Annotated in this window: 17 protein-coding genes; 12 read left to right on the forward strand and 5 right to left on the reverse strand. The window is 52.0% G+C overall.

Annotated elements, in window-relative coordinates; translation table 11 throughout:
• Window positions 1-22: 22 nt before the first annotated feature.
• Complete coding sequence (locus tag FGS84_RS14470; protein ID WP_138309248.1) at window positions 23-517, reverse strand: MarR family transcriptional regulator; 495 nt, start codon at window positions 515-517, stop codon at window positions 23-25.
• A 215-nt stretch (window positions 518-732) separates the two neighbouring features.
• On the opposite strand from FGS84_RS14470, the gene ftsH reads away from it, so the two are divergent.
• The 6 genes from ftsH (at window position 733) to FGS84_RS14500 (ending at window position 8,415) form a co-directional block, all read left to right on the forward strand.
• Window positions 733-2,613 carry an ATP-dependent zinc metalloprotease FtsH gene (gene ftsH / locus FGS84_RS14475; protein ID WP_138309249.1) on the forward strand — a complete coding sequence of 627 codons (1,881 nt, stop codon included), beginning with the start codon at window positions 733-735 and terminating at the stop codon, window positions 2,611-2,613.
• A gap of 201 nt (window positions 2,614-2,814) precedes the next feature.
• The gene (locus tag FGS84_RS14480) at window positions 2,815-3,099 is read left to right on the forward strand and encodes a DUF6809 family protein (RefSeq protein WP_138309250.1); all 285 of its coding nucleotides are present in this window, start codon (window positions 2,815-2,817) and stop codon (window positions 3,097-3,099) included.
• A 251-nt stretch (window positions 3,100-3,350) separates the two neighbouring features.
• Window positions 3,351-4,634, forward strand: coding sequence for a BMP family ABC transporter substrate-binding protein (locus tag FGS84_RS14485; protein ID WP_138309251.1), 1,284 nt, complete (start codon window positions 3,351-3,353; stop codon window positions 4,632-4,634).
• 135 nt (window positions 4,635-4,769) lie between these two features.
• Window positions 4,770-6,302: an ABC transporter ATP-binding protein gene (locus tag FGS84_RS14490; protein ID WP_138309252.1), complete on the forward strand. Its 1,533-nt coding sequence runs from the start codon at window positions 4,770-4,772 to the stop codon at window positions 6,300-6,302.
• Window positions 6,295-7,422: an ABC transporter permease gene (locus FGS84_RS14495; RefSeq protein ID WP_138309253.1), complete on the forward strand. Its 1,128-nt coding sequence runs from the start codon at window positions 6,295-6,297 to the stop codon at window positions 7,420-7,422. Before FGS84_RS14490 ends, FGS84_RS14495 begins: the two co-directional genes overlap by 8 nt.
• Before the next feature lie 12 nt (window positions 7,423-7,434).
• The gene (locus FGS84_RS14500; RefSeq protein WP_138309254.1) at window positions 7,435-8,415 is read left to right on the forward strand and encodes an ABC transporter permease; all 981 of its coding nucleotides are present in this window, start codon (window positions 7,435-7,437) and stop codon (window positions 8,413-8,415) included.
• 90 nt (window positions 8,416-8,505) lie between these two features.
• Here the strand turns inward: FGS84_RS14500 and FGS84_RS14505 are convergent, their stop codons facing one another.
• The 3 genes from FGS84_RS14505 to FGS84_RS14515 all read right to left on the reverse strand — a co-directional run bounded on the left by FGS84_RS14505 (window position 8,506) and on the right by FGS84_RS14515 (window position 12,993).
• A complete protein-coding gene (locus tag FGS84_RS14505) occupies window positions 8,506-9,981 on the reverse strand; it encodes a glycoside hydrolase family 1 protein (RefSeq protein WP_138309255.1) in 1,476 nt (491 codons plus the stop codon).
• A gap of 122 nt (window positions 9,982-10,103) precedes the next feature.
• Window positions 10,104-12,011, reverse strand: a complete 1,908-nt coding sequence (locus tag FGS84_RS14510) for a beta-glucoside-specific PTS transporter subunit IIABC (protein WP_138309256.1) — start codon at window positions 12,009-12,011, stop codon at window positions 10,104-10,106.
• A 136-nt stretch (window positions 12,012-12,147) separates the two neighbouring features.
• Window positions 12,148-12,993: a PRD domain-containing protein gene (locus FGS84_RS14515; protein ID WP_240305573.1), complete on the reverse strand. Its 846-nt coding sequence runs from the start codon at window positions 12,991-12,993 to the stop codon at window positions 12,148-12,150.
• 521 nt (window positions 12,994-13,514) lie between these two features.
• Here FGS84_RS14515 and uvrA point away from each other — a divergent pair.
• Both uvrA and FGS84_RS14525 read left to right on the forward strand, forming a co-directional pair.
• On the forward strand, window positions 13,515-16,340 hold the full coding sequence (gene uvrA / locus FGS84_RS14520; RefSeq protein WP_138309258.1) for an excinuclease ABC subunit UvrA: 2,826 nt from the start codon (window positions 13,515-13,517) through the stop codon (window positions 16,338-16,340).
• 132 nt (window positions 16,341-16,472) lie between these two features.
• Window positions 16,473-17,210 (forward strand): GntR family transcriptional regulator, encoded by a 738-nt coding sequence (locus FGS84_RS14525; protein WP_138309259.1) that lies wholly within the window; start codon window positions 16,473-16,475, stop codon window positions 17,208-17,210.
• Window positions 17,211-17,310: 100 nt separating this feature from the next.
• On the opposite strand, the gene FGS84_RS14530 is transcribed toward FGS84_RS14525, so the two are convergent.
• On the reverse strand, window positions 17,311-18,384 hold the full coding sequence (locus FGS84_RS14530) for a DegT/DnrJ/EryC1/StrS aminotransferase (protein WP_138309260.1): 1,074 nt from the start codon (window positions 18,382-18,384) through the stop codon (window positions 17,311-17,313).
• A gap of 354 nt (window positions 18,385-18,738) precedes the next feature.
• Between FGS84_RS14530 and FGS84_RS14535 the strand changes: the two genes are divergently transcribed.
• From FGS84_RS14535 to FGS84_RS14550, 4 genes are read left to right on the forward strand one after another with little or no spacing between them, the layout of a single operon-like run.
• Entirely contained in the window at window positions 18,739-19,686 is a 948-nt protein-coding gene (locus tag FGS84_RS14535) for an ABC transporter permease (RefSeq protein WP_002568537.1), read from the forward strand.
• 9 nt (window positions 19,687-19,695) lie between these two features.
• Window positions 19,696-20,604 (forward strand): ABC transporter permease, encoded by a 909-nt coding sequence (locus tag FGS84_RS14540; RefSeq protein ID WP_138309261.1) that lies wholly within the window; start codon window positions 19,696-19,698, stop codon window positions 20,602-20,604.
• Between the two features lie 48 nt (window positions 20,605-20,652).
• Window positions 20,653-21,621, forward strand: coding sequence for an ABC transporter ATP-binding protein (locus FGS84_RS14545; protein WP_138309262.1), 969 nt, complete (start codon window positions 20,653-20,655; stop codon window positions 21,619-21,621).
• Between the two features lie 17 nt (window positions 21,622-21,638).
• The gene (locus tag FGS84_RS14550; protein WP_138309263.1) at window positions 21,639-22,613 is read left to right on the forward strand and encodes an oligopeptide/dipeptide ABC transporter ATP-binding protein; all 975 of its coding nucleotides are present in this window, start codon (window positions 21,639-21,641) and stop codon (window positions 22,611-22,613) included.
• Window positions 22,614-22,620: the final 7 nt, after the last annotated feature.

The following is a 22,620-nucleotide window of genomic DNA, read 5'->3' on the forward strand; positions in this document are numbered from 1 at the left end:
TGACGGCAGCGGCTTTTGTTTGTTACAATTCAGGAAAATCCCCGCAGGATGTATCATCCGAGGCGGCGAATTTTTCCAGCAGTACGCCCAGGCGCATCAGGCAGTGGTCCAGCTCCGCCAGTTCTTCCTGATTATAGGAGGAAAGGCGGGATACTGTGCACTCCAGCATGGCCTCCTTCAGCTGCTTCATAATGGAGGAGCCCTCCGGCGTAATCGTCAGGTATACATGGCGCCGGTTCCTGGAATCGTGCTGTCTGAGCACCAGGTTTTTTTCCTCCAAGTCATTGACCAGCTTGGTAAGCTGCTGCTTGGTTATGCCCAGATGCAGGGCCATCTCCGACATGGTCGGCGCCGGTCTGCCCGGCTGGTTTAACTGCATCAGAACCTGGAAAGCAGCGGAATTGGCCCGTATCTGGTTCTGCTGATGGTAGCTGTTCTTTGCCAGGTTAAAGAATTCAATGGCAAAATCCATGAAATGTTCCCCTACATGTCTGCTGTCTGCCGGTTCACGGTTCATGCCCATTACCTCCTCGCTATGTTCTGTAACCGTTTTATCACACCTGTGGAGAAAAGTCAATAAATATTAAAAGTAAATAAAAACTTACAATTAACCATTGACAAAAGTTGCAAATGGTATTATCTTACATGGTGTACAGCGGGATATGGACGAGGCGGCAATGAAGCCGGGAATATCCCGGTCCATGAGTATGAAGTAAGAAAAGGAGACCTGGTATGGGTGCGAATGAAGAGAACGGAAAGAGAAACCTAAAAAGCGGCACGCCTAAAAAGCCGTTCATCTATTATTATTTTCTGGTGATATTGGTGGTGATGGTGCTAAATGCCCTGGTATTTCCCATGATGGAGCATTCGGTGGAGGTGCCGTACAGCGAGTTCCTGAAGGAACTGGACGCCGGGAATGTGAAGGATGTGTATGTCAGCAACGGGGAATCACAGATTCAGTTCACGAAAAAGGACCAGAAGCAGTGGAATGTCAGCTATAAGACAGGGCCGATTCCGGGGGACGACCTGGTCGGACGGCTGCAGAATGCGGATGTGGAGAACTTTACAGGGGAAATCCAGACCAAGGCTTCACCGCTCTTAAGCTTCCTGATGTCCTGGGTGGCGCCCATTCTGATGTTTATTGTCATTGGAAACATCATGGGCCGTATGCTTTCCAAGCGGATGGGCGGCAGCAACGCCATGACCTTCGGAAAGTCCAATGCAAAGATATATGCTGAGAACGAGACAGGAATTACCTTTGCCGACGTGGCAGGGGAGGAGGAAGCCAAGGATGCCCTGAAGGAGATTGTGGACTTCCTGCACAATCCCCAGAAGTATGCGGATATCGGAGCCAATCTTCCCAAGGGAGCCCTGCTGGTGGGCCCTCCCGGAACCGGCAAGACGCTCCTTGCAAGAGCCGTGGCAGGGGAGGCCCATGTGCCCTTCTTCTCCATCTCAGGTTCAGAATTCGTGGAAATGTTCGTGGGCATGGGCGCTGCCAAGGTCAGGGACCTGTTTAAGCAGGCCAATGACAAGGCGCCGTGTATTGTATTTATTGATGAAATCGACACCATCGGCAAGAAGCGGGACGGCGGCGGCATGAGCGGAAACGATGAGCGCGAGCAGACCCTGAACCAGCTGCTGACCGAGATGGATGGCTTTGACGGAAAGAAGGGCGTGGTCATCCTGGCCGCCACCAACCGTCCGGAATCCCTGGACAAGGCCCTTCTGCGTCCCGGCCGTTTTGACCGCAGGGTGCCGGTGGAGCTGCCTGACTTAAAGGGCCGTGAGGCCATCTTAAAGGTCCACGGGCAGAACGTGAAGATGTCGGATGATGTGGATTACAACGCCATTGCCAGGGCCACGGCAGGGGCCAGCGGCGCGGAGCTGGCCAATATCATCAATGAGGCTGCCCTGAGGGCGGTGCGCATGGGCCGCAGCGCCGTTGTGGAGGCCGACCTGGAGGAAAGCGTGGAAACGGTTATCGCAGGTTACCAGAAAAAGAATGCGGTCATTTCCCAGAAGGAACGCAGAATCGTGGCGTATCATGAGGTGGGCCATGCTCTGGTGGCTGCCTGCCAGAGCCACAGCGCCCCGGTCCAGAAGATTACCATTATACCCAGGACATCGGGAGCATTGGGATATACCATGCAGGTGGACCAGGGAGAACGCTACCTTATGAGCAAGGAGGAGGCTCTGGATAAGATTGCCACCTTTACAGGCGGCCGTGCGGCGGAGGAGCTGATTTTCCACTCGGTCACCACTGGAGCTTCCAACGATATTGAGCAGGCCACCAAGATTGCCCGTTCCATGGTGACACGGTTTGGCATGACCGATGAATTTGATATGGTGGCCATGGAAACCGTGAACAACCAGTATCTGGGAGGGGACACATCCCTGATTTGCGCTCCCGACACGGCAAAACGCATCGACGAGCAGGTGGTGTCCATTGTGAAGGAGCAGCACCGCAAGGCCCTTTCCATACTGAAGGAAAATGAAGGAAAGCTCCATGAGATAGCAGCCTATCTCCTGGAAAAGGAAACCATCACGGGAGACGAATTCATGGAAATCTTCAGCCGTGCAGGTGAGGAGCAGGTCCGGGGAGAAGTTTAGTTGCATTTGGCCCCGGGCTGTGCTATCCTGGATATATAGACAGGTGGGGGAGCCATAGCCCTGCGCTGCGTATATCCTTTACAGATGATGAGAGAAGATGATTGGTTGATGAGAGAATGAGTTGAGAGCGGATGGAGCATGCGGCGTGACGCCCCGCCTTTCTGTGAAACTAATACGACAGAAGAAAGGCAGGAAAAAGGTATGGGAAAGATTTTGCAGCAGTTGTACAGAGGGGATTTATGCCCGGCGGAAAACGCCATATGCGGTAATGCGGAATACGATGGGCTGTCCAGGCAGTCCATGGATGATTTCAACCGGTTCACCGATAAGCTGGACCGGGCTATGAAGGAAGAATTCGACCTTCTGATGGAACATTACCTGGAGCTTACCTTCATTGAGAAGACCCAGAGTTTTACGGACGGGTTCCGTATCGGCGCAGGTGTCATGTGTGAAGTATTTTATGAAAATGCAGGGGAAAGAAACTGAATTATAAGCATAGCTTAAGAATCAAAGGCAGGATTGCTGATAAATAAAAGCAATCCTGTCTTATTGTGTAAAAATGGGTCGAAATCCCTGGTTAATATTGACAATAGAAGAAAAAATAGATATACTTAACTGGTATTTGTGTTACTTTTTAATGGGTAGGACAACGATGGAACGTCAGGTGTAATGGAGCAGCCAGTACCTGACGTATTTTAATCGGGTCCTGCAAACTACACTTCATGGAGGAGAGTAATATGAAATTAAAAAAGTTAGCAAGCGTAGCCATGGCGGGCGTGATGACCGTGTCACTTGCGGCCTGCGGCGGCTCTAACACGGCAGAGTCCACCACGGCAGCCGCATCCACAGCAGCAGAGGCGGAAACTAGCGCAGCAGCAGAGGGAGCGGAGACAGAGGCGTCCGAAGCACCGGCAGCAGGCGGCATCGCCAAGGAAGATTTAAAGATTGGTTTTGTCTACATAGGCGATGAGAACGAGGGCTATACGGCCGCTCATTATAACGGCGCCATGGAGATGAAGGAAGCCCTGGGACTGTCCGACGACCAGATTATCGTTAAGTGGAATATCCCTGAGGATGAGACTGCAAAGGATGCAGCCATGGACCTTGCAGACCAGGGATGCCAGATTGTATTTGCAAACAGCTTTGGACATGAGTCCTATGTGATTGAGGCGGCAAAGGAATACCCGGACGTCCAGTTCTGCCATGCAACCGGCTTCCAGGCAGCTTCCAGCGGCCTGAGCAACATGCACAATTATTTCACATCTATCTTTGAGGCACGCTACGTATCCGGTGTTGTGGCCGGACTGAAGCTGAACCAGATGATAGAGGACGGCACCGTGAAGGCAGATGCCTGCAAGATTGGTTATGTAGGCGCTTATCCCTATGCTGAGGTTATCAGCGGATATACATCCTTCTTCTTAGGCGTGCGTTCCGTATGCCCGGACGCCACCATGGAAGTTAAGTACACCAACAGCTGGGCAAGCTTTGACCTGGAGAAGGAAGCGGCAGATGCCCTGATTTCCGACGGATGCGTCCTGATCAGCCAGCACGCAGATACCACAGGCGCTCCTACTGCATGTGAGGCAGCAGGCGTTCCCTGTGTGGGCTACAACATTTCCATGATTGCAACCGCGCCAAACCAGGCTCTTACATCTGCTTCCAATAACTGGGGCGCATATGTGACCGAGGCTGTACAGCATGTTGTTGACGGAACCGAGATTCCGGTTGACTGGTGCAAGGGCTTCTCTGACGGCGCAGTTCTGATTACAGAGCTGAACGAGGCTGCTGTTGCTCCCGGAACAAAGGAAAAGGTGGAAGAGGTAGAGGCTAAGCTGGCATCCGGCGAGCTTCATGTATTTGATACCTCCACATGGACTGTTGGCGGCGAGACACTGGATACATATAGGAAAGACGGCAGCGATATCGAGTATATCTCCGACGGATATTTCCATGAGTCAGAGTTCGGTTCCGCGCCATCCTTTGATATCCTGATTGACGGCATCACCACAATTGACAACTAAGATAGAAAATGCGATAATTTCCCGCTGGAAATTAAAGGCTGTAAAAGCGGAGCCATCCATATCTGGCTCCGCTTTTTTCCAGCCGGCTATGAGCCAACAGCACACAACCAATTACAAAGAACGGAGGTTTGCCGGGTGAGCGACGAATATGCAATTGAACTGAAAAATATTACAAAACGGTTCGGCAAGGTAACTGCCAACGACAAGGTATGCCTGTCTGTGAAGAGGGGGGAAATCCTGTCTGTCCTGGGTGAGAACGGAAGCGGTAAGACCACCCTCATGAACATGATTTCCGGTATCTACTACCCGGATGAGGGACAGATATTCGTAAACGGAAAGGAGGTTACCATTCGTTCGCCCAAGGACTCCTTTGCCCTGGGCATCGGCATGATTCACCAGCATTTTAAACTGGTGGACGTGCTGACAGCGGCTGAAAACATTATCCTGGGACTGTCCGGCAGGGAAGTGCTGGACATGAAGGCCGTCTCCGCCAGAATCAACGAGCTGACATCCAAATACGGATTTGAGCTGGACCCGGACCAGAAGATATACACCATGTCCGTATCCCAGAAGCAGACCGTGGAAATTGTCAAGCTTTTGTACCGCGGGGTGGATATCCTGATTCTGGACGAGCCCACGGCTGTTCTGACGCCCCAGGAAACGGACAAGCTGTTCGCCGTGCTGCGCAACATGCGCGAGGCAGGCCATTCCATCATCATCATCACCCATAAGCTTCATGAGGTGCTGGCTCTGTCAGACCGGGTGTCCGTACTGCGCAAGGGCCAGTATATCGGCACTGTATTTACGGCGGACGCCACCGAGGAATCCCTGACTGAGATGATGGTGGGAAAGAAGGTGAGCCTGAACATTGAACGGCCGGAGCCGGTGAACCCGGAACGCCGCCTGGCGGCGGAAGGCGTCACCTGCGTGGACAAGGAAGGGGTGACGACCCTGGACCATGCTTCCTTTACTGCTTACAGCGGTGAGATACTGGGAATCGCGGGTATTGCAGGAAGCGGCCAGAGGGAGCTGCTGGAGTCCATTGCAGGACTTCAGCCAATGGCAGGCGGCACCATCACCTATTATCCGCCGGAGGGCGGTGAAAAGCAGCTGTCCGGCATGAGCGCCTCAGCCATCAATAAGCTGGGGGTCAGGCTCTCCTTTGTGCCTGAGGACCGCCTGGGCATGGGGCTGGTGGGCGCCATGGACATGACGGACAATATGATGCTCAGGGGCTACCGCAGGGGGCGTTCTTTCTTTACGGACAGGAAAACGCCAAAGAGCCTGGCTGAGCAGATTATAGAGGAGCTGGAAATCGTGACCCCGGGTGTCACCACACCGGTGCGCAAGCTGTCAGGAGGAAATGTACAGAAGGTGCTGGTGGGAAGGGAGATTTCCTCCAATCCAAAGGTGCTTATGGTGGCTTATCCGGTCCGGGGACTGGATATCAACTCATCCTACACCATTTACCATCTTCTGAACGAGCAGAAGAAACAGGGGGCGGCCGTTATCTGTGTGGGCGAGGACCTGGATGTGCTGCTGGAGCTGTGCGACCGCATTCTGGTGCTGTGCGGAGGACAGGTAAACGGAATTGTGGACGCTAGGACAGCGACCAAGGAACAGGTGGGACTGATGATGACCAGGACAGGAGGTGGCTTAAGTGAGTAAGGAGATGACGGCAGTATCCAACAAGGAGCCTCTGATGCATATATCCAAGAGGGACGAGATTGACATGTGGAAGGCCTGGGCCATCCGGCTGGGAGCGGTCCTGCTATCACTGGTGGTCTGTGCAGGGGTCATCTATGCCCTTACAGGGCTTAATCCCCTGGAGGTATACAAAGGAATCTTTGACGGGGCAGTGGGTACTAAAAGGCGTACCTGGATGACCATCCGGGACACCCTGGTGCTGCTCTGTATTGCAATCGGCATCACGCCTGCATTTAAGATGCGGTTCTGGAACATCGGCGCAGAGGGGCAGGTACTGATTGGCGGCGTCACATCCGCGGCCATGATGATTTACCTTGGCAATTCCCTGCCTCCCCTGGTCCTGTTTCCGCTGATGCTGCTGGGAAGCGCCCTGTCAGCCATGGTATGGGCGGCCATCCCTGCATTTTTCAAGGCATACTGGAACACCAACGAGACATTGTTTACATTGATGATGAACTATGTGGCCATGCAGGTCATCACATACTGCATTATTTTCTGGGAGAATCCCAAAGGCTCCAACTCCGTGGGAACCATCAATTCCTCCACAAAAGGAGGATGGCTTCCAAAGCTCTTTGGCCTGGAATACGGCTGGAACCTGGTAATCGTGCTGGCTCTGACCCTGGCTGTTTTCATTTATCTGAAGTACAGCAAGCAGGGGTATGAGATTGCGGTTGTGGGAGAGAGCGAGAACACGGCCAGATACGCGGGTATCAATGTGAAGAAGGTTATCATCCGGACCATGGCCCTGTCCGGCGCCATCTGCGGTATTGCGGGTTTTATCATTGTCAGCGGCGCCAGCCATACCATATCCACCAGCACGGCGGGCGGCAGGGGATTCACGGCCATCATCGTATCATGGCTCAGCAAGTTTAACGCCTTTGCCATGATACTGGTTTCATTTTTCCTGGTGTTTATGCAGAAGGGAGCAGGACAGATTGCCTCCCAGTTTAACCTGAATGAAAATGCCTCTGATGTAATAACAGGCATCATCCTCTTCTTTATCCTGGGCTGCGAATTCTTCATCAATTTCAAGGTGGGAGTCCGCGGCAAACGGAAAGAAGCAGGGGCAAAATTGTCATAAGGAGGCGAGATTATGGGTTTTTGGGTTATATTTATTCAGAAAGCAATCGGTCAGGGCATCGGCATTCTATACGGAGCCCTGGGAGAAATCATGACAGAGAAATCCGGCAACCTGAACCTGGGTATTCCCGGTATGATGTATATGGGCGGTATAGCCGGACTGATTGGGGCCTTCCTGTATGAGAACGGGACAGTGAATCCAAACGGTCTGGCGGGACTTTTGATTTCCTTTGTGTGCGCCTTTGCGTGCGCTGCCCTGGGAGGACTGGTATACAGCGTCCTGACCATTACGCTGCGGGCCAATCAGAACGTGACCGGTCTGGCCCTCACCACCTTCGGCGTTGGCTTCGGCAATTTCTTCGGCGGTTCCCTGGCAAAGCTGGCTGGCGGCGTGGGCCAGATTTCCGTGGCAGTGACAGGAGCAGCCTATAAGAAGCCCATACCCGGATTATCCGGGCTGGGCGTCATTGGACAGATTTTCTTTTCCTACGGGTTCCTGACTTATCTGGCAATTGTTCTGGCCCTGGCTCTGGCATTTTTCCTGGCTAAGACCAGGAAGGGACTGAACTTAAGGGCAGTGGGAGAGAGCCCGGCGACCGCGGATGCGGCAGGCATCAATGTAACGGCCTACAAGTACCTGGCCACCTGCCTCGGGGGCGGCATCAGCGGCCTGGGCGGACTCTATTTTGTCATGGAGTACTCCGGCGGTACCTGGACCAACAACGGATTCGGGGACAGAGGATGGCTGGCAATTGCCCTGGTTATTTTCGCCCTGTGGAAACCGGTCAATGCCATCTGGGGCTCCATCCTGTTCGGTGGCCTGTACATCCTTTACCTGTATATTCCGGGCCTGGACAGAGGCGCCCAGGAGATATTCAAGGCGCTGCCCTATGTGGTCACCATTGTGGTACTGGTTATAACCAGCCTGAGAAAGAAGAGGGAATACCAGCCGCCCCAGAGTCTGGGACTTCCGTATTTCAGGGAAGAGCGGTAGGGATTTGAAACGGCAGGGACTTGGAACGGCAGGAATTTAAAACGGTATTCATTCTCCGTCCGGTCCCTGTTATTCCTGCCCCTGATTGTCCTATCCCTGATTGTCCTGTCCGCGGTCTGACAGATTTGCGCCGTTTGTCCTTATGACTTCCTGATACCAGTAATAGCTGTCCTTTTTATAGCGGTTCATGGATGCCCCTTCTTCCTCGCCCCGGTCCACGTAGATGAAGCCGTAACGTTTCTGGTATCCGTTGAGCCAGCTCAGCAGGTCCGTAAAGGACCAGGTGCAGTAGGCCAGAACCTGACAGCCCTCATCCAGGGCTTCCGCCAGGGATTTCAGATGCTCTTTCAGGTATTTGATGCGGTAGGGGTCATGAATCCGGCCGTCCTCCTCCTTTTTGTCAAAGGCTCCAAGGCCGTTTTCGGAAATAATGACAGGAAGGGCATAACGGCTGGTGATTTCCCGGCAGCAGTACTTAAGACCTGCAGGGTCAATGCTCCAGTCCCAATCCGTGGTCATGAGATAGGGATTGGCGGGGTTTTTGTAAATGCCGGGAATTCCGGTTTCCTGGGAGGAGCCCTTTACCCCCGTGGTGTTCATGGAGCCGTAAGGGGCGGCGCCGTCCGGGGGATTGTACTCGCATACACAGCTCTGGTAGTAGTTTACGCCCATGAAGGATATTCCGGCGGCAGCCTCTTTGAGGATGTCCTCGTCGCCGTCCTCCATATGAGGGGCGGTTCCCTGCTTTTTCAGGTAAGCCATGGTGGCTTTGGGATAGCGTCCGTATGCATATACATCCATCCACCAATAGTTTTTCATATCATCGTAATTGCATTTTGCCATTGCATTGGACGGCCGGCAGTCCAGGGCATAGGATGGGGTGTAGGCAAAGCTGGCGCCAATCATGCCTGTGCCGCCCATCCGGCGGTAGGCCAGAACAGCTTTTGCATGGGCCATGAATGCATGGTGGTTGACCTGATAAAACATTTTCCTGTCGTCGAATTTTCCCGGAGGATGCTGGGCAGTGAGCCAGCCCAGGGAGGTGAAGATATTCTGTTCATTCAGGGTAATCCAGTATTTTACCTTGCTTCCGAAGCGGGCAAAGAGGGTTTCGGCATAGGCTGTATAATCATCAATGATTCTGGGATTCTCCCATCCGCCGTAGGCTTCCACCAGCGCCTGGGGAAGGTCCCAGTGGAATATGGTCACTATAGGTTCAATATTATGTTTTAAACATTCGTCAATCAGGCTCTCATAGAAAGCCAGTCCGCTTTCGTTGGGAGTTCCTGTGCCTTTTGGGAAGATTCTGGCCCAGGATACGGAGAAACGGTAGGTTTTAAGGCCCATTTCCGCCATAAGGCCAATATCCTCCCTGTACCGGTGATAGTGGTCCACTGCGGTGTCTCCGGTGGTTCCTTTATATGTTTTCCCGGGAATCCGCACAAATGTATCCCAGTTTGTCAGTCCTTTTCCGTCTTCCAGATATCCGCCTTCCACCTGGTAGGCGGCGGAAGCGCTTCCCCACAGAAAGTCTTTTGGAAAAACAGGCAATTCTTTGCAGTTCATATGGTTCCTCCTTTTTTTATAAAATTGAATGTACTGTCTTATGCGGTAAAACAAAAGCTTACCGTGTATAAGGTATGAGTGTGCTGTGTTTGAAATAGGTATGCTGTGTTTGAAATAAGGGTCTAGCGTATGTTCAAAAGCGGCTCCAGGGGCTGGACCCTGCCGCTGCGGACAGGAACCACATCTGAATAATCTCCGGTATTGGATACGATAACCGGTGTGGTAATGTCGTATCCGGCCTTCTGTATTTCTTCCCGGTCAAAGGTCAGAAGGACTTCGCCCCTGCGGACGCTGTCTCCGGTCCTTTTGACCGGATGGAAGAACTGTCCGCCCAGGTTAACGGTGTCTATGCCCACATGGATTAAAAGCTCCACTCCGTCCCTGCTTATAAGACCCACTGCGTGGCCTGTCTCAAACATAACTGCGACCGTTCCGTCAAAGGGGGAGAGGATGGTATTTCCCTCAGGCAGGATGGCTGCGCCTTTTCCAAGGATTTCTTTTGCGAAGGTGGCATCCTTTACCTGGGATATGGGGATGCATCTGCCTTCCAGGGGGCTTGGAACGGTTATGTCAGCAAGGGTCTGAGATGCGTCAGATGAGGATGTCCCTGCGGGGACAGGCATGAGGTTATCATCTCCGTCTTCCTCTTCATCCGCCACATCCTCAAAACCAATGAGCAGGGTGGCGATAAAGGTGACCACCACGGTCAGAAGGATGGTAAGGGCTGCAATCATCAGGCTCATGGGGCGGCTTTCTTCCACATACTGTACAATGGTTACAATGGCAGGAGTGGCGATTCCGAAACACTTCATCTGGAAGAACCCGCCAAAGAGTCCTCCGGCCATGGCACCGATACATGCGCCCAGCATAGGGCGTTTTAAACGAAGGGTAACGCCGTAGAGGGCGGGCTCCGTGATTCCTGCTACCAGGGCGGAGAAGGCAGAGGAACCGGCTACCTGCTTGAAATCCTTGTTCCGGCTCTTTAAAGCCACTGCTGCGGAGGCAGCGCCCTGGGCCATGTTGGAACAGAGCTCTCCGATACAGATAAAGTTTTCATATCCCGTGGTGGCAAGCATTCCCAGTTTGATGGGTGTGAATGCATGGTGCATCCCTGCCATGACCACAAAGGGATAGATACCGGCGATGAGGCCGATGGCAATGAAGCCCAGCTTATCATGTACAAAATAAACCACGTCGGACAGTACATTTCCGAAAATCGCACCCAGGGGCCCAAGGATGATTAAAGCAATGGGAGCCTCTATGAGCACCACCAGCATTGGTTTCAAAAAGTTCTTTGTAATGACCGGGGTAATCCGGTCCGCCAGCTTTTCCACGTATTTAAGGGACCATACGGCCAGGATAATGGGTATGACGGAATAGGAGTAGGAGGCATAGGATACAGGCAGGAATCCCAGGAATTGTATGGTTTCCCCGGCATCATGGGCCGTGTTCATCATGGTGATAAAATTGGGATGGAGCATGATAAGGGCAATGCTTACGCTGTAATAAACATTGGTGCCGAATTTTCTGGATGCAGATACGGCAATCAGCACCGGCATAAAGAAGAATGCCCCGTCGCCCATCACGCTCAGCAGGCTGTAGGTGCTGCCGGTCGTGTCCAGGATGCCCAGCATGGGAAGGAGGGTCAGAAGGACCTTAATCATGGCAGCGCCTATGATGGCCGGAATGACCGGGGTCATAACGCCCGAGATGGTATCCATCAGCATGGACAGTATGTTCTGCTTTTCTTTTTTGGGAGCTGGTCCGGCAGGGGATTTATCTGAAAAACTGCCCAGCCTGCACAGTTCCTTATAGACAGTGCCCACATCGTTGCCGATGATGATTTGATACTGGCCTGCCTTCTTCATTATGCCCATGACTCCTTTTGTACTCCGCACAGCCTCATCGTCCACAATGGATTCATCCTTCAGCGTAAAGCGCAGCCGTGTCATGCAGTGTATCAGGCTGACCACATTTTCTTTTCCGCCCACCCGCTGTAATATCTTTTTTGCCACATTTTCGTAATCCATAAATTTCACCTCATCATAATATTTGGTTATTTGAAATATAAAAAGACCTGACTGCAGAAGGCACAACTTCCCGGGCTGTGCGCCTTCTGCAATCAAGTCTTGCTTAACTGAATAATAACAAACTTGGGTTTCCCTATTAAGTTTCCTGTTCCTCATCCAGGATGCGTTTCAGGTGAATCAGCAGATACAGCTGTTCATCCATGCTGAGGGTGTAGTCATACTGTCTCTTTATCAAATCAGCCACCTTTTTCACGCCGGAATATGCATGTTCATTCTGGGACACCAGGACCTGGTATATTTCCTGCATGGTATCCTGATAGGGAGTCCTGTCGAATATCCTGGCAGAGAAAAATTTCAGGTGCGTGATGAAGCGCTGGTATGAAACGGAGTCTTCGTGAAACTGTATCTTAAAATGAAGCCGTATAATTTGAAGGATGGAGCTGATTAAGTCCGTGATGTTCTGCAGCTGGGAACAGGCGCTGCCCTCTAATTCAGAGGCAGTGATATGCATGGCGATAAAGGCTGCCTCATCCTCCCCAAGGTCAATTCCGGTGTCCTCCTTTATCCAGGCCACGGCCTTCCGGGCCACGGCATACTCCCTGGGATAAAACTTGCGGATATCAATCTTCATCATGTTTTTCAGAAAGATGCCGGCCTGGTACCGTTCCAGGGCTGAGTTGATATGGTCCGTAAGGGTTACATACAGTATGTCGTTGACTTTCAACCCTTCCTGGTTTCTGGCTTCATCCACCACCTTTCCGGCGATTTCAAGGTATCGTTCCGACACAGAGCATACAATGTCCTGAAGCCGTCTGCTGGCCTCGCCGCTCTGCAGGCAGTAGGTTTTATCAACCAGCTTCTCATCCAGGCAGTCTCCCTTTTTCTTGCTGAATCCGATTCCGGGGCCTGTGAGGATAACCTCCCTGCCGCTTAAGTCCAGTGTCACTACTGCATTTGTATTCAGGACTCTGATGATTTTCAATGGTTTTCCCTCCGCTATATCTGAAACAAATGAATACAGGAATTTCATGATATAAAAAAACTGCTTATAATACCCCCTGTGAAAGTATTATAAACAGTCTTGCTTACCCTTACGTAATAACAAACTTGTTTTCTGTATTTACTATAACAATCAAGTTCTTTTTTGTAAATAGAGAATTTTATTTTCGGTAAAACAACTATTTTAATATATGGTTTTTTGTGCAGGTTATACAATGTGTGTTCATATCTGCCCATCTGCGGCCTGCCATGGACCGTTTGGAGCGGGGGGACTGGATGGAGCAGGTCCTGCCAGGAGCCTGCTGGAAGAAGTTCCAGTAATTTTGCAGTATTTTACCGAACAAATGTTTGCAAATAAACAGGGTATGTGCTATACTAAAGGCTGTCAGCGCTGTGCATTAGCGCATACTGGAAGATTAGACTGCCAGAAGCATTTCACTGCTCCGGGCAGCGGGATGAGTCGTATAAAGAAACAATCAAGATAAAAGACAAGGAGCATGTTCGATGGCAAAGCAGTACATTAAAATCCGCGGGGCGAATGAGCATAATCTGAAGGATATTTCCGTGGATATACCAAGGAATGAGCTGGTGGTCCTTACCGGACTGTCCGGTTCGGGAAAATCATCCCTGGCTTTTGATACTATTTATGCAGAAGGGCAGAGACGTTATATGGAGTCTCTGTCTTCTTACGCCAGGCAGTTCCTGGGACAGATGGAGAAACCGGATGTGGAGAGCATAGAGGGGCTTTCTCCGGCCATTTCCATTGACCAGAAATCCACCAACCGGAACCCACGTTCCACCGTTGGAACGGTTACGGAAATCTATGACTACATGAGGCTTTTATATGCCAGAATCGGTATACCCCACTGTCCGAAATGCGGTAAGGAGATACACAAACAGACCATTGACCAGATGGTGGACCAGATTATGTCCATGCCTGAACGGACCAAAATCCAGCTGCTGGCCCCGGTGGTCAGGGGACGCAAGGGCGAGCACGTGAAGGTGCTGGACCAGGCCAGGAAGAGCGGCTATGTGAGGGTGCGCATTGACGGCAGCCTTTATGAGCTGAGCGAGGAAATCAAGCTGGAGAAGAATATCAAGCACAACATCGAAATCGTGGTGGACCGCCTGATTGTGAAGGAAGGAATTGAGAAAAGGCTGACGGATTCCATAGAGACAGTCATGGCCCTGAGCGGCGGACTGATGATGGTGGATGTAAGCGGCGGGGAGCCGGTGAATTTCAGCCAGAGCTTTTCCTGTCCGGACTGCGCGGTCAGCATTGACGAGGTGGAGCCCAGAAGCTTTTCCTTCAATAATCCCTTCGGAGCCTGTCCGGAGTGTTTTGGCCTTGGCTATAAGATGGAATTTGACGAGGACCTGATGATTCCGGATAAGTCGCTGTCCATTGACCAGGGGGCAATCGTGGTCATGGGATGGCAGTCCTGTACGGATAAGGGAAGCTTTACCAGGGCTATCCTGGAGGCGCTGTCGGAAGCCTATGATTTCAGACTGGATACGCCTTTCCAGGATTACCCCAGGGAAATCCACGACGTGCTTTTATACGGAACCGGAGGCCGGGAGGTAAAGGTCCATTATAAGAGCCAGAGAGGCGAGGGAGTTTATGACGTTGCCTTTGAGGGGCTGATTGAGAATGTAAACCGCCGCTATAAGGAAACCTTTTCCGAGGCGTCCAAGGCGGAGTACGAGACTTATATGCGGATTACGCCCTGCCCGGTTTGTAAGGGGCAGAGGCTTAAGAAGGAGTCGCTGGCTGTTACGGTGGGCGGGATGAACATATACGAAGCCACCAACATGTCCATTGTGCGGTTCAAGGAATTCATGGACGGGCTGACGCTGACTCCTATGCAGGAAACCATTGGCGCGTCCATCCTTAAGGAAATCAGGGCCAGGATATGTTTCCTCATTGACGTGGGCCTGGATTACCTTTCCCTGTCGCGGGCAACCGGCACCTTATCGGGGGGCGAGGCCCAGCGCATCCGTCTGGCTACCCAGATAGGCTCCGGCCTGGTGGGAGTGGCCTATATCCTGGACGAGCCCAGTATCGGACTCCATCAGAGGGATAATGACAAGCTCCTTAAGACGCTGACCCATCTGCGGGATTTGGGCAACAGCGTATTGGTGGTGGAGCACGATGAGGACACCATGCGGGCTGCCGACTGTATCGTGGATATCGGCCCCGGGGCAGGTGAGCACGGCGGAAAGGTCATTGCCATGGGCACGGCAGAGGAAATCATGAAAAACCCGGATTCCATTACCGGAGCTTACCTAAGCGGACGCTTACAGATTCCTGTTCCTTCCCAGCGAAGGAAGCCCACGGGCTGGATTACGGTAAAGGGCGCTGCGGAGAACAACCTGAAGAACATCAATGTGGACATACCTCTGGGAATCATGACCTGTGTAACCGGTGTATCCGGTTCCGGCAAAAGCTCCCTTGTCAATGAAATCGTCTATAAATCCCTGGCCAGGAAGCTGAACCGGGCCAGGACCATTCCGGGCAGGCACAAGTGCATTGAGGGCGTGGAGCAGCTGGACAAGATTATCGACATTGACCAGTCCCCCATCGGGCGCACCCCCAGGTCCAATCCTGCCACCTATACAGGCGTATTTGACCTTATAAGGGATTTGTTCGCCTCCACCACGGACGCCAAGGCAAAGGGGTATAATAAGGGAAGGTTCAGCTTCAATGTAAAGGGCGGACGGTGCGAAGCGTGCAGCGGAGACGGTATCATCAAGATTGAGATGCATTTCCTGCCGGATGTCTATGTACCCTGCGAGGTCTGCGGCGGCAAACGCTACAACCGTGAGACGCTGGATGTGAAGTACAAGGGAAAGAGCATCTATGACGTGCTGAACATGACCGTGGAGGAAGCCCTTAAATTTTTTGAGAACGTACCCTCTGTCACCAGAAAGATTCAGACCCTGTATGATGTGGGACTGGGGTACATCCGTCTGGGCCAGCCGTCCACGGAACTGTCCGGCGGTGAGGCGCAGAGAATCAAGCTGGCCACGGAGCTGTCCAAGAGAGGCACGGGCAAGACCATTTACATCCTGGACGAGCCCACCACAGGACTTCATTTTGCGGATGTCCATAAGCTGATTGACATCCTGCACAGGCTGTCGGAGGGCGGCAACACGGTGGTGGTCATTGAACACAACCTGGATGTAATCAAAACAGCGGATTACATCATTGATATCGGCCCGGAAGGCGGGGACAAGGGCGGTACGGTTATTGCCAAGGGCACCCCGGAGGAAGTGGCCCAGTGCCCGGTATCCTACACGGGAATGTATGTAAAGAAATATCTAAATTGACAACCGTTATAACTGAAGCACGGAGGCGGGGATGAGGCGAATCCCCGCCTTTTTGCAAAAGCCTTTGACATTTACGCGGGGCCTACGTTATAATGGACAGGTTAAAGAGCAGTGCTAGGAGCGGGGATTGTAATGGATAAGGAACGGAAACGCAGTCTTTCAGAGGTGGCGGCTGATTATGTGAGGGAGCAGATTCTTCAGGGTGAGCTGGCTCAGAAAGAAAAGCTTGTTGAAAATGATATAGCCGTAAAGCTGGGAATGAGTCGGGGACCGGTGCGGGATGCGCTGAAGCAGCTTATGTACGAAGGATTCCTGGATTATGAGACGAATAAAGGGTACTCGGTTTCCATGCTTTCGCCCAGGGATGCCTATGAGATATTTTTCCTGAGAGGGAATCTGGAGAACCTGGCCCTGGAACGGTGCGGGGGACGCCTGCTGAGCGACAGCATTTTTCTCATGGAGGATGCGGTGCTGGCCATGAAGGCCGCGGTGGCGGAGGACGATATGGGAAAAATCATCAAGTATGATGAGATATTCCACAAACAGATTTTATTATCAGGCCAGATGGAACGCCTCACCAGTCTGTGGGAGACACTGAGCCCCTTAAACGGAGCCATGTTCTATACCATCAAACAGATTAATGGATATGTATCTGATAAGCAGATGGATTTGGACCTGGAAGATGTTGCTGCCCAGGCAGGACGGCGGGGAAATAACTATCTGGAGCATAAATGGCTTCTGGAAATCCTCCAGCGGGGGAATCTGGAACAGTCCAGAAACGCAATCAACACCCATTACATAGCCAACGGTGAGAGAATTTACCGGATTGGTATGAAGATGAAGAACCAGGAACTGTTTTATCATGTATAAGCGGGGATGCAGAGATAAAAAGATATAGGCGGAAATGCGAAAGCGGAAATGCAGGATGTGAAGACAATCATATCACGTTCCGGTCATTTCCGCTTTTTCTTTATTTTACAGGCATGTTTTCTATCTGTCTGCAGATATACTCCATATCCCGGGTTCCATATCTCTGGTCACAGGTAAAGGACAGCACATGGCTGTAGATGTAAGCCGCGTCGCCATGGCCTTGCGTGTCAACCATGGGACCCTGGGGCCAGTAGGTGGTGGTCTTGACGCCGCGGCCGGCCAGATACTCCTGCACCATGGTCCTGTCCTCTGCATATACGGTAAAGTGACTGGGAACCGCTGCTTCCGGCAGAACCGGGAATATCACTGTAAGCTGGGGATGCTTCGGCATGTGTTCCAGAAGATACTGATAATTGATACGGCGCTGCTGTTTCATCCGTTCAAAGTCATAGTGACGGATAATGTACTCTGAATCCGGGTCGCTTCCATAGGAATCAAATATGCGGCGCAGCATTATCTCCGCCTCCCAGAACGTATCATTGAAATTCTTCATAGCCTCAGGGTCAGGATTCCCTGATTGGAGCAGCTGCTGTTTGCCCCTCATGGACATACTGCGCATGGAAAGATGGGTTTGGTCAGGCGTCAGAACAGGGAGGGAAAAGCTTCCCTTCCTCTTAATGGCGAATCCGCCTGACGGCACCCCAATCCACTTGCGCATGCTGCCCACCACGTAGTCGCAGCGTGGGTCAATGCCGTTGTCTGAAAAGATGGAGTGGGTCGTATCCTCGACTATGATGACGCCCCGCTCAGAACATTTCTGTATGAAATTCCGGTCGTAGCTGCAGAATCCGTAATAGCCGCAGAGATTGATTACGCTGATGCGGTCCAGAACCTTTTCATCGAATATGGGCGTTAAATCCTTTGATACATCATAGAATAAAAGTTCATAGCCCGCCTTGAGGAAAGGGGCCAGGACTGTCTCGCAGGTGTAGACAGGAACATAGGCCACCTTCCTGGTGTCGGTCAGGCAGATATCCTGAAGGGCGTAGTAGTTGGCGCACCTGCCGGACATGAAGAAACGCAGGCTGCCTCCTGGCGGGCACAGGTTTTCCAGGTAATGGTTCTCAGTTTCGGGCAGTGGTTCATATGTGAAAAATCCGCCGATTTGTTTCATGGTTTGTTACCTCCCGGGCATGTGTCCGGCCCTGCTGCGTGTGCGCGTCAGGGAGACACTTAGATTTAGTATACAGACAAGTATAGCACAGATATGAAAAAAGCACAATAGAAATGTTGACAAAATATATAAAGTGTAAATTTTACACAATGATTGTTGACAATAATGATATATTGTTTTATAATTTGAATGAAGCGAGGGAGTTTTGAATCCTAAGGCTTCTTTTTTGTTATTATGGTTTCTCACCCCTTTCCGGGGTTGTGAAATATGTATGCTGCTTCGCTGCAATTGAGCATATGGGAACATTCATTCCAGCTCTGACGCAGCAAATACAAGAGGATTGGAGAGAGAAAAATGTACAAGTATGTGTTAAAAAGACTGCTTATGCTGATTCCGGTTATCATCGGCGTGACGTTCATTGTGTTTTTCATTCTGAACCTGTCGCCAGGCGACCCGGCGGCAATCATCCTGGGCGACCAGGCATCAGCCGAGGCCCTGGCCATGAAGAGGGAGGAGCTGGGACTTAACGACCCTCTGCTGGTCCGTTATGGCCACTACATGATTAACATGCTGCACGGCGACCTGGGCACATCCTATAAGAATAACCTGAGTGTATGGTCGCAGGTCATGGAGCGGTTTCCTAACACAGCAGTGCTGGCAGTTGCCGGTATCCTGGTTGCCATCCTGATTGGAATTCCCACGGGAATTATTTCCGCCAAGAAACAGTATTCCATGATGGATAATACAGCCATGCTGCTCTCCCTGATTGGCGTTGCCATGCCGAACTTCTGGTTCGGCCTGCTGATGGTCATTCTGTTTGCGCTGACCCTGGGCTGGCTGCCTTCACAGGGTATGGGAGAGGGATTCATACCTCTCATCAAGAGTCTGGTCCTTCCGGCAGTGACACTGGGTACGGGGGCGGCTGCCATGATTACGCGTATGACCCGCTCGTCCATGCTGGAGGTCATCCGGCAGGATTACATAGACACGGCCAGGGCAAAGGGTGTTTCCGATAAGAAAATCACCACCCGCCACATGCTTAAGAATGCCATGATTCCAATCATCACAGCTGTGGGCCTTCAGTTTGGAACCCTTTTGGGAGGGGCCATGCTGACAGAGACCGTATTTTCCTGGCCCGGCCTGGGACGTCTCATGGTGGATTCCATCAAGTCAAAAGATATTCCCATGGTATTGGGGTCTGTTATCTTTCTGGCAATCATGTTTACCGTGGTTAACCTGGCGGTAGACATCATATACGCCTTTGTGGACCCGAGAATTAAATCACAATACAAGAGAAAGTAGGTGCAGTTCATGGGAAAGAAACATCTGATTGCCGCGGAAGCGGAAGGCGACCAGCGCTCCCTGTGGGGCGAGGCCTGGCGCAGATTTAAAAAGAACCGGCTGGCCATGATTGGCATGTATTTTATCCTGGCGCTGGTAATCATAGCAGTGGCAACTATCATCATTGACGCTGTCACAGGCAAATCCATCTACCTGAATTACGTGGTAAAGCAGAACCTGAGGGGACGTCTTCAGACTCCCAGCCTGGCGCATCCCTTTGGATTGGATGAGTTCGGCAGGGATATGCTGCTGCGCATGCTGTGGGCAGTCCGCTACTCCCTGTTCATGGGCACGGTGGCCATCATCATTTCATGTATATTCGGCGGCCTTCTGGGAGCCTTTGCAGGATATTACGGCAGGACGGCCGACAATATCATCATGAGAATCATGGATATCCTTCTGGCCATTCCCTCCATGCTTCTGGCCATCGCCATTGTGGCAGCCCTGGGAACCAGCATCACCAATGTGCTGATTGCCATTGCCATATCCTATGTTCCCACCTTTGCCAGGACGGTCCGGGCATCGGTGCTTACGGTAAAGGACCAGGAGTTCATTGAGGCAGCCCGCTCCATTGGCTGCAGCGACTGGCGTATCATCATCAAATATGTGATTCCCAATTCCATGGCGCCCATTATCGTGCAGGTGACCCTGGGAATCGCAGGAGCCATCCTTTCCATCGCAGGACTTTCCTTCCTGGGACTTGGCATCCAGCCGCCCACTCCTGAGTGGGGCGCAATGCTGTCCAACGCCCGAAGCTATATCCGCGACGCATGGCACGTCACCATCATCCCCGGCATGGGAATCATGCTCACCATCCTGGCCCTTAACCTGGTGGGAGACGGACTGAGGGATGCCCTTGACCCGCGCCTTAAGAGCTAATGGCGGGAATGAATGTTCAAACACGCTATAAGAAAGGATGAGTATGACATGGCAGATAAACCATTATTGGAAGTAAAAGACCTGGTTATCCACTATGAGACGGATGACGGAGTGGTAAAGGCGTTAAACGGCGTCAATATACATATCGGTGTGGGAGAAACCCTGGGACTGGTGGGGGAGACCGGTGCGGGAAAGACCACGCTGGCAAAAGGAATCATGAGACTGATTCCCCATCCTCCGGGCAGGATTCTGGGCGGAGAGGTGATATTTGAGGGACAGGACCTGCTGAAGCTTTCCACCAACGGCATGGAGGCCATTCGCGGCAGGGATATCTCCATGATATTCCAGGATCCCATGACCTCCTTAAATCCGGTGCTCACAGTGGGTGAGCAGATTATGGAGGTAATTGAGAACCATAACACAAACCTTTCCAAGCAGGAGGCCAGGAAATGGGCTGAAAACATGCTGGAGAGGGTAGGAATCCCGGCAGAGCGTTTTGGGGAGTATCCCCACCAGTTTTCCGGCGGCATGAAGCAGAGGGTGGTCATTGCAATTGCCCTGGCCTGCAATCCAAAGCTGCTTATAGCGGACGAGCCGACCACGGCCCTGGATGTTACCATACAGGCCCAGGTGCTGGAGATGATATACAAGCTCAAATCCGAGAATAACACATCCATGATTCTCATTACCCACGACCTGGGAGTGGTTGCCCAGAACTGTGACTATGTGGCAATCATCTATGCGGGGGAAGTGGTGGAATACGGAACCCTGCGTGAGATATACAAGGACACGAAGCATCCGTACACGGAAGGACTCTTTGGTTCCATTCCCAGCCTGACAAGCGATGTGAAGCGGCTCCAGGCCATTGACGGCATGATGCCCGACCCCACCAGGCTGCCTGAGGGCTGTGTTTTCTGCGAGAGATGTAAGTATGCGGTTCCTGAATGTTCCAAGACCCATCCTGAGATGGTGACTGTAGGCGGAACCCACCAGGTCCGCTGCATCCGCTACCGCTAAGAAAAGGAGATAGACATATGCAGGAACAGAAAACAGAGATTTTACGTGTGGAACATCTGAAAAAATATTTTACAACGCCAAAGGGCACCCTCCACGCGGTGGATGATGTTAACTTTTCCATCCGTACAGGGGAAACCCTGGGCGTGGTAGGGGAGTCCGGATGCGGGAAATCCACCATGGGAAGAGCCATCCTGAGACTTCATGAGCCCACAGGCGGCAAGGTTTATTTTGAAGGCAGGGATATCCTGGGCTGCAACAAGAAGCAGCTCAAGGATTTAAGAAAGGATATGCAGATTATATTCCAGGACCCCTTTGCTTCCCTGAATCCCAGGATGACGGTCAGCGAGGCAATTATAGAGCCGCTGCTGGTGCAGGGCATTTACAAGGCCAATGAAAGGGCGGCCATCACCGGGCAGGTGGAGAAAATCATGAACCTGGTGGGGCTGGCCAAGCGTCTGGTCAATACATATCCCCATGAGCTGGACGGGGGAAGGCGTCAGAGAATCGGAATCGCCAGGGCATTGGCAGTCAATCCCAAGTTTATTGTGTGCGATGAGCCTGTGTCCGCCCTGGACGTATCCATCCAGGCCCAGATTCTCAACCTGATGCAGGATTTGCAGGAGGAGCTGAACCTTACCTATATGTTCATCACCCATGACCTGTCGGTGGTAAGGCATTTTTCCAATGATATTGTGGTTATGTACCTGGGACAGATGGTGGAGTCAGCACCGGCCAAGGCGCTGTTTAAGAATCCCATGCATCCCTACACAAAGGCGCTGCTGTCAGCCATACCGGTTCCGGACCCTGACTTTAAGATGGAGCGCATTCCGTTAAAGGGCGAGCTCACATCGCCAATCAACCCGGAGCCGGGATGCAGGTTTGCAAAACGCTGTCCGTATGCCACAGAGGCATGTACCAGCAGTGAGATGACCTTAAAGGAAATGGAGCCAGGGCACTTTGTGAGCTGCCGTATGGTGCAGGAACAGAAATAAATTCCGG

The organism is Clostridium sp. 1001271st1 H5, from assembly GCF_005845215.1.
In the GTDB taxonomy this organism is placed as follows: Bacteria; Bacillota; Clostridia; order Lachnospirales; family Lachnospiraceae; genus Enterocloster.